This is a genomic window from Achromobacter sp. (assembly GCF_049647645.1).
In the GTDB taxonomy this organism is placed as follows: domain Bacteria; phylum Pseudomonadota; class Gammaproteobacteria; order Burkholderiales; family Burkholderiaceae_B; genus Achromobacter.
The window spans coordinates 1-13,041 of sequence record NZ_JBARYB010000007.1 but is presented as its reverse complement, the minus strand read 5'-3'; the positions used below and the strand labels follow the sequence as shown (position 1 = coordinate 13,041).

The following is a 13,041-nucleotide window of genomic DNA, read 5'->3' as shown; positions in this document are numbered from 1 at the left end:
TGCTCTTGTTCCGAGGGCGCGGCGGCCCGCGCCTTTACAGCTTGCCCAGGCGGTCGCCGCGCGAGAACCCCGCCAGCGGCTCGGTGATGCCGCGCCCCACCGCCAGCACCTTGAACAGCTCGCCCATCTCAGATTCGGATAGCAATTTCTGCACTGGCGCGACGGCCTGCGCGTATTGCTGCACGTCGCTCGGATCCAGCTGCGCCAACAACTCCATCAGCCCCGCGTTCATCAGGAAGCGGGCTTGCGAGGTGTAGCCCAGTACCTGTAGGCCGGCCTCGAGCGCCGCGTCCGCCATGGCGGTGAAATCGACGTGGGCGGTGATGTCTTGCAGGCCGGGCGCGGTGAACGGGTCGCCGTGGGCATGGTGGCGCAGATGGCACATGAGCGTGCCGCCCGCGCGCTGCGGATGGTAGTACTCGCTGCGTGGAAAGCCGTAGTCGACCAGCAACGCCGCGCCGCGCTCCAACCAGCCGCCCATGGCGGCGATCCAGGCTTCGCCTTGCAGATTGATCTCGGACACGTAGCCGGGCAGGGCCGGCATGCGGGCGGCGACGGCGGCTGCCAGCGCGGGCGGCGCGGGACGGTCTTGCCAGACAAAGGCTGGCGATGCATCCACCGCCACGCCGCGCTCCAGCACCTCGCCCGCGTCGCTCCAGCGGAAGATCGATACCGGCATCGCGTCCAACACCTCGTTGGCCAGCACGCAGCCGGCAAACGCTTGCGGCAACGCGTCCAGCCATTGCACGCGGTCGCCGAACGCCGCCAGTCTTTCTGCCTGGCGGGCGCGCAGGTCGGCCGAGACTTCCAGGATCAGATAGCGGGTCTGCTCCAGGCCCATCGCGTCCAGTTCGCGCAGCACGCCTTCGGCCAGCGCGCCGGTGCCGGCGCCGAATTCCAGCACGGCGTCGGTCTGTGTCTGGCGCAGCACCTGGGCGGCCTGGCGGGCCAGCGTGCGGGCGAACAGCGGGGTCAGCTGGGGGGCTGTGACGAAGTCGCCAGCGGGCGCGCGGACGTCGTCGTCGGCATCGGCCAGCTTGACGTTGCCGGCCGCGTAATAGCCCAGCCCGGGCGCGTACAGCGCTTGCGCCATCCAATGGTCGAACGACAGCCAGCCGCCATGGGCGGCGATGGTGGCGCGCAGGTGCGCGGCGGCGGCGGCGCTGTGTTCCTGGGCGGCGGGGGCAAGGGCGGGCAGATTGCCGGGGGCGGAGCGTTGCATGGTCGGGGCAGGTGTGGACAAGCCGTCATTTTCCCAAAAAACAAACCCCGCGACAGGCGCGGGGTTTGTTGTGGGCTCAAGCGGGGCGATTAGCCGCGGCGATCAGCTGGCTTGGCGAAGCGCTTGGCGGGGCCGCCGGGGCGCTTGTCGAACGTGGGCTTGCCACGGAAACCGCCTTCCGGGCGGTCGCCGCCGCGGAAGCCGCCTTCACGCTGCGGACGGTCGCCGAAGCTGGGGCGGTCGCCGAAGCTCGGACGATCGCTGAAGCTGGGGCGCGAGTCACGGTCGCCGCCGCGGAAACCACCTTCACGCGGGCCGCGCTCGTTGAACGGGCGGGCATCGCGCTGGGGGCGGTCGCCATAGCTGGGACGGTCGCCGAAGCTGGGACGCGAATCGCGGTCGCCGCCGCGGAAGCCGCCTTCGCGCTGGGGACGGTCACCGAAGGGACGATTGCCCTGGTAGCCGCCTTCACGCTGCGGACGGTCGCCGAAGGCGGGACGATCGCTGAACGAGCGGGCCGGACGATCGCCGAACGGACGATTGCCTTGGTAGCCGCCTTCACGCGGGGCGCTGTCGCGATTGCCCTGGTAACCGCCTTCACGCGGCTTGAATTCGCCACGCGGGCCGCCGAAGGAACGGCCTTCGCGGTTGCCCTGGTAGCCGCCGCCGGGACGCTTGCCATACGGCTTGCCGCCGCCGCCGCCGGTCGAAGGACGCGGGGTGCGCTTGGGTTCCAGGCCGGCGATCACTTCAGGCGTGATCGATTGGCCGATGTAGTGCTCGATGCGGCGGACCTTGTGGCGCTCGGAGTGCGTGGCCAGCGTGAAGGCCAGGCCGCTGCGGCCGGCGCGGCCGGTACGGCCGATACGGTGCACGTAGTCTTCGGCCTGCATCGGCAGGTCGAAGTTGACGGCGTGGCTGATGCCTTGCACGTCGATGCCGCGGGCGGCCACGTCGGTGGCGACCAGGATGCGCAGTTGGCCGCGTTGCAGTTGCGACAGCGTGCGGGTGCGTTGGCGCTGGTTCATGTCGCCGTGCAGGGCGGCGGCGGCAAAGCCTTGGTCGGCCAGGCGGTCGGCCAGATCGTCAGCGCCGCGCTTGGTCGACGTGAAGACGATGGCCTGGTCCAGCGCGGCGTCGCGCAGCACGTGGTCCAGCAATTGCATCTTGTGGCTGGCATCGTCCGCGTACAGCAGGCTTTGCGTGATGTTGGTGTGCTTTTCCTTGGCGCCGGCCATTTCGATGCGCTGCGGATCGCGCATCATGCGCGCCGCCAGCTTGGCGATGGTGCCGTCCAGCGTGGCCGAGAACAGCAGCGTCTGACGGTCTTCCGGCAGGCGGCTGACGATGGTCTCGATATCTTCGATGAAGCCCATGTCCAGCATGCGGTCGGCTTCGTCCAGCACCAGCGTGTGCACGGTGTTCAGCTTGACGCGGCCCGAGTTCAGGTGGTCGATCAGGCGGCCGGGGGTGGCGACCAGCACGTCCACGCGGCGCGACAGCGCCTTCAACTGCGCGCCGTAGGGCATGCCGCCCACGACGGTGGCGGTGCGCAGGTCGGCCAGCTTGCGGCCGTAGGTGGCGGTGGCGTCGGTGACTTGCAGGGCCAGTTCGCGGGTCGGGGTCAGCACCAGCACTTGCACGCCGACGCCCTTGTTGGCGGGCATCTGGGCAATACGGTGCAGGGCCGGCAGCATGAAGGCCGCGGTCTTGCCGCTACCCGTTTGCGAGGACACCATCAGATCGTGGCCAGCCAGCGCTTGGGGAATGGCGGAGGCTTGGACGGGGGTGGGGGTGGCGAAGCCAGCTTCTTGGACGGCCGACAACAGAGCGGGCGCAAGACCCAGGTTTTCGAAAGACATTACTTTCCCTTGCCGCAATCAATGCGACGCAGTGCTTGGTCGGGCCAAAGGGAGTAGGCGGCCGGATCCAGGCGACGGTTGATGGAGCATCGTGCCGACCGGATCAACCATGCGCGTGGCGCGTTCTCTAGTACTGAGTGGAACGCAGGGCGAAAGGAAAGGGGTCAGGAATCGATGATAGTTCGGCATGGGGCCGGGGCTGTTACCCGGCGAACTGCGAAAACTTCCGCTAAATCAAGGCGGTAAATGCCGAACTCGTTTTGTGCAGTGCGGCGATCATAACCCGAATTCGCCTTGCATGGGAATTATTTTTTTGTCTAGTCCCCAATCAATAGGGTTTTTCCCTTGGTTGATCAGCCACTGGTTGGTTGCCAGGAAATGGCCGCAGCCCAGGAAGGGCACAGGGGGCCTCCGGGCGGACAGCGGGGAGGGATGGTTGGACATCAGGACCAGGTGGCCGCTGTTGTCCGGAAGCAACGCCCGCTTGGCTTGGGCATGGGCGCCCCAGAGCATGAAAACCTTCGGAGAGGGATCTCTGGCGACCAGGGCGATCAACGCATCCGTCACTGTTTCCCAGCCGCGCTTGGCATGGGACGCAGGCTGGCCGTCTTCAACGGTCAGCGCGGTATTCAGCAGCAGCACGCCCTGATCGGCCCAGCCGCTCAGGTCGTTGCCGACTGGAATGCGGGTGCCGGGATATTCCTGGGCGATCTCATTGAAGATATTGCGCAGGCTGGGCGGCCGCTTGCAGTCGTCCGGCACCGAGAAGGCCAGGCCCTGGGCCTGGCCGGGGCCATGGTATGGATCCTGTCCCAGGATCACCACGCGCACGTCCGACGGCGCCAGGCCGTGCAGGGCGCGGAAAGGCGTGGCCGGGTAGACCACCGCGCCTTCTTCCAGGCGCTTGTCCACATGGGCGATCGCGCCGGCCAGCGCGTCGGCCACGGTGCGCGCTGCAAAAGCGGCTCTCCAGGCGGGGGAGAGCTGCTCGGCCTGAGTGGCCAGCGAGGAACGAAGTAGGCGGTTGTCCAGGTGCATGGGCGCAATTGTGGCATAGCCTCTTTCCGGCGTCGGACGGGGGTATGGAGGGCCGAAAAAGGGCCTATCCCCTGTCAACTATCAGAATTTTCTGGTGCCGGACGGCCGGTCGATGGCTTAACTTGCCGCAAGTATTGCAGACCGGAACTCGTGCGTTGAGCTCAACAGCCAGAGGCGCGCATTCGCACGAAGTTCATCCCCAATGAGAACGACCGTACCCATGCGGGCAAGCGGAATCGCTGCGCCCAATAGCGGTTTCATCAAGAAAAATATTGAATTAATAATTTTCAAATGAAGACCGCCGGGCGCGACATTGCGCTGACCTCGACCGCGGGCTCCGAAAACCATGGCAGCACCTGGGGCACGCACCTCACCGGCGTGGCGCGGGTGGAGGCGGGCACCCTCGACATGCAGGCCGGCCGCGACCTGACCCTGATCGCGGGCCAGGACGTCAACGCGAGGGCGGCCGATGTCACTGCCGGCAAGCAGCTAGCGGTCGCGGCGGGACGCGACATCAACCTGACCGCGGGCGTGGAGACGGGCTCTGCGCGCGACGAGGTCCACTTCAAGACCAAGGGCTTCCTGTCCTCCAAGACCACCCACACGATCAAGTCGGGCGAATGGGCGCAGGCGCAGGGCTCGACCTTCACCGGCGATACCGCCGTGCTGATGGCCGGAAGGGATTTGAACGTCATCGGCTCCAACGTCGGCGCGCAGAAGAACCTGGTCATGAACGCCGAGCGCGACGTGAACATCCTGCCCGGCGTCAACACTTCGGACAGCTATGACTACAAGAAAGTCACCAAGTCCGGCCTGGGCGCGACCGGCGGCCTGAGCTACGGCAAACGCCAGCAGACAGACTCGCTCGACGGCAAGAAAGTCTTCCACACGGCCAGCACCGTGGGCAGCGTCGAAGGCGACGTGCTCATCAACGCCGGCAAGACCTTGAACATCGTGGGCAGCAACGTGATCGCGCCCAAGGGCGACGTGACCCTGATTGGCCAGCAGGTCAACATCGCCGCCGCCCAGGACACCGCCCGCGAAAGAGAGTTCCACGAGGTCAAGCAAAGCGGCCTGAGCATCAACGCCAAGTCCCCCTTGCTCGACGCCATGCAAACCGCCAACCGCATGGGCAAAGCCGCCGACAAGACCGACAACAAGATCATGAAGGCCCTGGCCCTGGCGACCACGGGCGTGGCGGCGGTCAACACCTACGACGAAGTGATGGCGGACCCGCAGAGCGCGGGTGGCATGACGCTGAGCATCGACTACGGCAGCAGCAAGAGCCAGACCACCACCACCCGCAACACGACCTCGTCCGTCGGCTCCAACATCGCCGCAGGCAACGATCTCACCGTCATCGCCAAGGGCGCGGGCGCCGATTCGGACCTCACGGTCACGGGTTCGCGGCTGTCGGCCGGGAACAACGCCTTGCTCAAGGCGGACGGCGACATCCTGCTGCAAGCCGCGCGCGACACCTACGAACAGCACACCCAGAGCAAGAGCACGGGCGCCAGCGTGGGCGTGGGCGTGACGGCAGGCAGCAACGGCGTCGGCTTCGTGGCGACCGCCGGGGCCAACGCCTCGCGCGGCCGCAGCGACGGCAAGGACACCACCTGGACCAACAGCGAGCTGACCGCGGGCAATGTGCTGGCGCTGCAATCGGGCGGCGACACCTCCCTGATCGGCGCGACAGCCCGCGCCGATCAGATCATCGCCGACGTAGGACGGGACCTGCGCATCGAGAGCCTGCAGGACCTCAGCACCTACGACTCCAAGAAGCAGGGCGGCGGGGTGCAGGGCAGCCTGTGCTACGGCTATTGCAAGAGCTCGGTCTCGGGCAACGTGTCGCAGACCCGGATGAAGAGCGACTACAAGTCGGTGGAGGAACAGTCCGGCCTGATGGCGGGCGACGGCGGTTTCGTGGTGGACGTCAAGCGCAACACCACACTGACAGGCGGCGTCATCTCCAGTAGCGACCAGGCCGTGGCGGATGGTTTGAACCTGCTGAAGACAGGCACGCTGGTGGCCGAAGACGTGAAGAACGTGGCGCGCTACAAGGCCGACCGGGTCTCCGTGAGCGGCGGCAGCGGTGGAGGAGGGACGCCAGTGGCGCTCGGCGCCTTCGGCGAAAGCGACTCCAAGACGCTCAGCGGCATCAGCGGCGGGACGGTGGAGATCCGCGACATCGCGGGGCAGCAGGCGCTGACCGGCAAGACGGCGGCCGAGACCATCGCGTTGTTGAACCGCGATACGAGCGATACGTTGAATTCGCTTAATCCGATCTTCGACAAGGAGAAGATCGAGGCGGGGTTCGACATTGTGGAGGAAATGGGAAATCAGGCGGGACGGTTTTTCGAGAATCGGGCGGCGAAGGCGAAGGCGCTTGAAGAGGCGTTGAAGGATGAACCCGAGGGGCCACGCCGGGACGAGCTGAAAGCGCAATACGAAGACGCCAAGAGATGGGAGATTGGCAGCAAAAGTCGTCTTTTGGCGACCGCAATACTCGGTGCATTGGGCGGCAACGTCACCGGCGGCGCCAGCGAAATGGTCCAGGCGGCAGCGGTCAATTATCTGCAAGGTCTGACCGCGCAGCAAATCAAGCTGTATGCGGATGCGCTGGGCGAAGGCGTCGAGGCGCAAGCTGCGCGCGCCGCGTTGCACGCGGTGGCGGGATGCGCCGCGGGCTCGGTGCGCGGCGATGGTTGCGGGGCTTCCGCGTTGGGCGCTGGAGCCGCTTCGGTGGTGAACACCTTGCTGGATGCCGCCAACGGCAAATCTGGTTCGACCTTGTCACCGCAGGAGAAGGAGGCCCGCAACAACCTGGTGTCTTCGCTGTTGGCCGGCCTGGCCGCTGGGCTGGGATTGGACGCGAGCGCGGTCGTCAACAGCGGGAAGCTGGAAACCGAGAACAACACACTGAAGAACCATGCAAACGTCCACACAGCCAAGTTTGAATCCAAGGTTAAGGAGTTGGCGGAATGTGTGGGCGATCGCGGATGTCAGACCGCAGTGGGTCATTTCGAGGGGTGGATCAAAGTTATTGACGAGCAGGATCTACCTGCTTGCGGGAGCAATGACTCGTGCGTCCAGGACAAGCTCCGCGAGAGGGGGGCATATGTTGCGGGGCTAGCCACTGCCACCAACCGACTGAGTGATCCGCTGATTGCCGGGATGGACTTGCTGGACGCGGCCAATCACAACAATACCTATGATCGGTTGGAATTGAAGGATGCGCTGGTGCGCTTCCAGGTTGGTTCGCCCGACTACGCAAACGGAGTGGATCGTTTCGTGGTTGAGACAATGATGGCATCGCCGGTAGTTTTTGCGGCGGTGAAAGGATTGTCACCACTTGATAGCGATGGAGGAGTGGGAGGGAAGCCCAAGGCTGGGAATAGTGCCTCTGGTTCGGGAGATAACCCGAAAAGTATGTTGGGCGCGGGGGGCGTTCAAACAGCTAGTAAGACTATATGGAAGGGGGCAGGCAAGGAACGTTTAGACGTTGAGAATCCCAATCCAGGTCAACGTCCTGGGCAGATCCACTATCAGGATAATGAGGGAAACAAGTATCTCTACGATTCATCCACAAATTCATTTCCCGATGCTCCAAAATCTGTTAATAAACTATTATTGGATAAGAAGTTCATGCAGGCGATTGAAAAAGGTTTGAAAAAGTATCTGGGAGAATAGTTTTGATCGCAATGAATGCCAAGATGAAAAAGGCGCTGGTAGGTACTGTTTGGGAGGGAGAAAAAATTCCGGAGAAATTGCTTGATATGCTTTGTCCAGGATTTTCAATAGAAAACGAATGTGTATTTCTTGCCTCTTTAGCGACTAAACGCCGAAATGTGAATAAAGATGATTTCCCAGATAAAACTGGTTGGGAGTGTTTTGTCAATTCTATTCATATCGATGATTATTGCTCTTCAGCCTATATTCTTAATTCGCTAATTTTTTTGGATGACCTTTTCAAGAAATGGCGGGAGCGCAGGGAAGGAGTTCTTCAAGCTATAGTCTCCAGTGATGAATTCGGCGCAAATGTAAAGTTCCATTTGTTACGTGATGGCGAATCATGGGTTGATCAGGATCTGGAGAAATATGAGGATCCAATTCTAGTGTTGGATTCCACGATGGAGGATGTTGGTCGTATTCTTAAGCCGCGAGGAGGGGAGGACAGTCAAGAAGAATAGCGGCAAAATAAGGTGTCAGTCTCTACGTCCGGACTCTGAGATCTTTAAAAATCAGCGATGCGTTTGGCAAATTAACTGGCGCTTTGCCAAATGAAAGAATGCGAAATTGCATCTCAACAAAATTGGTCTTTAACAAAATGAAAAACTAGGCACCAGGGCGCCACCGTCGATCTCGCCGACTGCGAAGTCATAAAGGCCCTGGCCCCGGCGACTACGGGCCTTGGCGGCGGTCAACACCTACGACGAAGTGATGGCGGACCCGCAGAGCGCGGGTGGCATGACGCTGAGCATCGACTACGGCAGCAGCAAGAGCCAGACGGTAATCCCCCCGTAAAAGCGATGTAGTCAGAAGTAGAATTTTCTCGTTGCCTGGAGGCACAGGCGCGATCTTGTTACGGCGGGCGACAAGCGCCGTTGGGCAAGGCGGGCAATGATGCTGTATTCGAATTGAGAATCATTGTTAATATTGCGGCCTTCCCGCATTCGCCGCGATTGCCGCCATGTCCAGTCCTCCCAGCAGCCTCAAAGGTTGGCTCGCCCATTATGGCGAGTTGGTGGGCGCGTGGGCCAAGCGCAATTCAAGGCCGAGCGACGCGGAGGATGCCGCGCAGGACGTGATGGCCGGCCTGCTGAGCGGCGGCAGCCGCAGCGTATCCAACGGCAAATCCTATTTGCGCCGGGCGGCGCAGAATCGGCTGATCAGCGAGATGCGGCGGCAGGCGCGGCATGATGAGGTATCGCTGGAAGCCTGGGCCGCCGATGACCCCGCGCAGTGGCATGACCCGGAGTCCAGCGCCCGCGCTCGCCAGTTGGCTGACGCGCTGGAGTGCGCCCTGGCCAGCTTGCCGGTAAAGAAGCGGCAAGCCTATGTCTGGTGCCGGCTGGAAGGCTATTCACAGCCCGAAGTCGCGGCGCGGATGGGGCTGGCGCTCAATACGGTCGAGCGCTATATCATGGACGCCACCCGAGAAGTCCGCGAACAGCTGAAACACTTCTGCCCGGATTGATCCGCCGCGCAATGACCGACCCCATCGACCCCGACACCCTGACCGATCCCCGCGACGCGGCCGCCTATTGGTTTGCCCGCGAGCATTCGGAACAGATGAGTCAGGCTGAGCGCCAGCAGTTCGAAGCGTGGCGGCGGGCGAATCCCTCGCACGACCTGGAGTTCCGCCGCGCGCGCGGTATCTGGAATGCCAGCGCGCAGTTGGGGGAAGAGAGGCTGCGCGCGCTGACGCAGGAGCCGTTAGCCGCATCCAGCCGCCGCGCGCCGCCGCGTCGTCGCCTGGTGGCGGGGCTGGTCCTTGCAGGCGCCGCCGCCGTGGTTGCGGCCGTGGCGTTGCCGCGATGGGGCGAGAGCGATCCGGGCTACGCCGCGCAATACGCAACGCAGTTGGGGCAACGTCAGCAAGTGTCGCTGCCCGATGCGTCCATCGTCGACCTGAACACCGCCACACAATTGTCGGTAGCGCTGCATGCGGACCACCGGGTGGTGGAGTTGAAAACGGGCGAGGCGACGTTTTCGGTGACCCCGGACGCCAGCCGGCCGTTCTATGTCGAAGCCGCCGGCGTGACCATTCGCGTGACGGGCACGCGCTTCAATGTCCGGCGCGACGCCGACGTGGTGCGCGTGGCCGTGGAATCGGGCACGGTGGCGGTCCAGTCTGGCCATTGGTGGGACCGCAGCCAGGTACTGCTGACGGCGGGTCAGGGCACGCGCACGGCGCAGGATGGCCGCTTGTCGCCGTCCGAAAAGCTGGACGTGGCGAATCTGCTGGCCTGGCAGCGTGGCCGAGCGGTTTTCCGCGACGTGCCGCTGTCCGAAGCCGTTTCCGAAATGAACCGCTACGGCCGCGCACCGATCCGCGTGTCGGGTGATGACGTGGCGGCGATGCGGATTTCGGGCGTGTTCAGCGTCGACAATCCCAAGGCTTTCCTGGATTTGCTGCCCGCGATCGCGCCGGTGCGCGTGCAAAGCGGCGCGGATGGCTCGGCCTTGATCGTGCGCCGCTAGCTTCTCGCGGTCATCTGGTCGGCTTGCTCAATTACGAATAGTTACTATTCAATCGCGTTTCTCCATCAGGGATTTGTTCGCGACAGGCGTCTTGTCTCCCAAGGGCATCGATCCGATGCCGCGGTTGCGCCAGCGTCTTCCGTCATGGGCTGACTGGCGCGCCTTGTCTCAAGCCCCCTCCAGGAACGCTAGTCCCGTGAACCGTATACCCTCTGGACCCGCTCTGCGCGGCACATCGCGCCTTGTCGCGCCGACGCGCGGGCTGACCGTGCTGGCCCTGTCCTTGATGCTGGCGCTGGCCATGCCGCAGCGTGAGGTCCACGCGCAGGAAGTGCCGCTGGCCGTGAATATCCCCGCGCAGTCGCTGGAAGGCGCCTTGACGCAACTGGCGACGCAGGCGTCGCTGGAATTGGCGTACGCGCCCGATACGGTGCGGGGGCTGCAGGCGCCCGCCGTGGCGGGCAATCTGACGCCGGACCAGGCCTTGCGGGCGCTGCTGGCAGGGTCCGGGCTGGCGTTTGAACGGTCGGGCAGCAATGTGTCGGTGTCGCGCGCAGAGGACGCCAACAGCGTGGTGATGAACACCATCACCGTCGTGGGCAAGGGCAACTCGATCACCGAGGACACCGGTTCCTACACCACCGGCGCCATGAGCACGGCGACCAAGCTGCCGCTGACCATCCAGGAAACACCACAATCCGTCAGCGTGGTCACCCGGCAGAAGCTGGACGACTTCGCCATGCAGACGATCGACGACGTGGCCAACAGCACCACCGGCGTCACGGTCAACCATTGGAGCAATGACCGGTCGCGCTATTTTTCGCGCGGCTTCACCATCAACACTTTCCTGATGGACGGCCTGCCCGTGTCGTACGAGACGGACACCTCCACCTACAGCACCACGGCCATGTACGACCACGTGGAAGTCGTACGCGGCCCCACCGGTTTGATGACCGGCATGGGCGATCCTTCCGGCACCATCAACTTTGTGCGCAAGCAGCCGACCGACGCCGCGCAATTCATTGCCACCGCGCGAGCGGGCTCGTGGAACAACTTCTCGGGCGAATTCGACGCCAGCGGGCCGCTGAACGACAGCGGCTCGGTGCGCGGGCGCTTCGTCACCTCGCAGCAGTCGCGCGACTATTTCACCGACGGCTATAGCAGCCGCAGGCAGCTGTACTACGGCGTGGTGGACATCGACCTGACCGCGAATACCGTGCTGACGCTGGGCGGACATTCCAACCGCGAAGACAACCCTGGCTCCGAATGGATGGGCGTGCCCACGGCGGTGGACGGATCGCCGCTGGATATCCGGCGGTCGCGCCGCTTTTCGCCGTCATGGAGCTATTGGGACAAGAGTGAATACAGCCTGTTCGCCGAGCTGAAGCACACCTTCACTAACGGCTGGATGGCGCGCGCGGCGGCCCGGGGCGTCAATGGCAAATCGTCGCTGGACGGCGCGTACTTCGTCGCCAGCGACAGTGGCCTGAGCGGCAACGTGTACGACGTGATGGGAGGCCGCTACGACTATGACAAGAAGCAGCGTAGCTTCGACCTGTCCGCCCAAGGCCCGATCACGCTGTTTGGCCGCGAGCATGACATCGCGGTGGGCGCGAGCTACCGCAACGACCATTGGCTCGACAACGGCTACAGCTACCTGAACGAGCCGGGCGGGTATCTGATGGTCTCGGGCGTCGACCCCTCGACCTGGGACCCGGATTCCCTGCGCCGTCAGGACTTCGTCAAAGATACGATGTGGCGCCGCGACCAGCGCTCCGAGCTGACCTCGCTATATGCCACGGGCCGCTTCCGCCTGGCCGATCCGTTGAGCATGATCCTGGGCGCCCGCATGGATTGGTTCGACTTCGACAATAAACAGACCCAGGGCAGCTGGAGCAGTCAGCGCAAGTTTGGCGAAGATGCCCACTTCACGCCCTATGCCGCGCTGATTTATGACCTGAACGACAACCATTCGGTCTACGCCAGCTATTCCAGCATTTTCAAGCCGCAGTACTACCTGGACACGTCCGGCACAGTGCTCAAGCCGGTGGAAGGCACCAATTACGAAATCGGCTTGAAGGGCAGCTACCTGGACGAACGCGTCAACGCTGCCATTGCGCTGTTCTCGACCACGCAGACCAACCTGCCGCAAGCCGTCACGGACATCCCATCGTGCTTCGTGGCCACCAATTGCTACCGCGCCGTCGGCGAGGTGAAAAGCGAGGGGGTGGAGGTCGACATCAACGGCGAATTGCTGCCGCGCCTGAATGTGGGCATCGGCTATTCGTACACCCGGGCCAAGGTCTCAAGCGGCGGCGTGGATGGCGCATCCGGCCAACCTTACGCCAGCTATGTTCCGCAGCACCAGTTCAAGGTGTCGGCGATGTATCACTTGCCAGGAAAGTTGGAGCAGTGGCGGGTGGGCGGAGCGGTGCGCGCGCAAAGCAAGATCACGACGCAGTCTCTGACCAGCAGCGCCGGGTATGTGATCAAGCAATCACCCTACGCGGTGGTCGATCTGGTGGCGGGCTATCGGGTGAATCGCCAGCTGGACTTCCAGCTGAACGTGAATAACCTGTTCGACAAGCGCTATTTCGATACGCTGGCAGGCAACAACGGCGGCAACTACTACGGGACGCCTCGCAGTTTCCTGCTGAGCACGCGCTATCAGTTCTCGCGGCGGCTGGGCGCGCGTTCGGGCACGCGCGCCCAGCG

8 protein-coding genes are annotated in these 13,041 nt (G+C 63.6%); 5 read left to right on the top strand and 3 right to left on the bottom strand.

All coding sequences use genetic code 11. The features are described from left to right. Positions 1–34: 34 nt before the first annotated feature. The 3 genes from WBB14_RS00530 to WBB14_RS00520 all read right to left on the bottom strand — a co-directional run bounded on the left by WBB14_RS00530 (position 35) and on the right by WBB14_RS00520 (position 4,122). The gene (locus WBB14_RS00530) at positions 35–1,222 is read right to left on the bottom strand and encodes a class I SAM-dependent methyltransferase (protein WP_424238103.1); all 1,188 of its coding nucleotides are present in this window, start codon (positions 1,220–1,222) and stop codon (positions 35–37) included. A gap of 89 nt (positions 1,223–1,311) precedes the next feature. After that, positions 1,312–3,084: a DEAD/DEAH box helicase gene (locus WBB14_RS00525; protein ID WP_424238102.1), complete on the bottom strand. Its 1,773-nt coding sequence runs from the start codon at positions 3,082–3,084 to the stop codon at positions 1,312–1,314. A 276-nt stretch (positions 3,085–3,360) separates the two neighbouring features. Continuing rightward, positions 3,361–4,122: a uracil-DNA glycosylase gene (locus WBB14_RS00520; protein WP_424238101.1), complete on the bottom strand. Its 762-nt coding sequence runs from the start codon at positions 4,120–4,122 to the stop codon at positions 3,361–3,363. A gap of 291 nt (positions 4,123–4,413) precedes the next feature. On the opposite strand from WBB14_RS00520, the gene WBB14_RS00515 reads away from it, so the two are divergent. The 5 genes from WBB14_RS00515 to WBB14_RS00495 all read left to right on the top strand — a co-directional run. Continuing rightward, complete coding sequence (locus tag WBB14_RS00515) at positions 4,414–7,812, top strand: hemagglutinin repeat-containing protein (RefSeq protein ID WP_424238100.1); 3,399 nt, start codon at positions 4,414–4,416, stop codon at positions 7,810–7,812. 23 nt (positions 7,813–7,835) lie between these two features. Then, a complete protein-coding gene (locus tag WBB14_RS00510) occupies positions 7,836–8,312 on the top strand; it encodes a hypothetical protein (RefSeq protein ID WP_424238099.1) in 477 nt (158 codons plus the stop codon). 500 nt (positions 8,313–8,812) lie between these two features. After that, complete coding sequence (locus WBB14_RS00505) at positions 8,813–9,319, top strand: RNA polymerase sigma factor (protein WP_424238098.1); 507 nt, start codon at positions 8,813–8,815, stop codon at positions 9,317–9,319. Between the two features lie 11 nt (positions 9,320–9,330). Beyond that, positions 9,331–10,326, top strand: coding sequence for a FecR family protein (locus WBB14_RS00500; protein ID WP_424238097.1), 996 nt, complete (start codon positions 9,331–9,333; stop codon positions 10,324–10,326). A 196-nt stretch (positions 10,327–10,522) separates the two neighbouring features. Next, positions 10,523–13,041, top strand: a 2,519-nt coding sequence (locus WBB14_RS00495; RefSeq protein ID WP_424238096.1) for a TonB-dependent siderophore receptor, incomplete at its 3' end; no start/stop codon positions are given.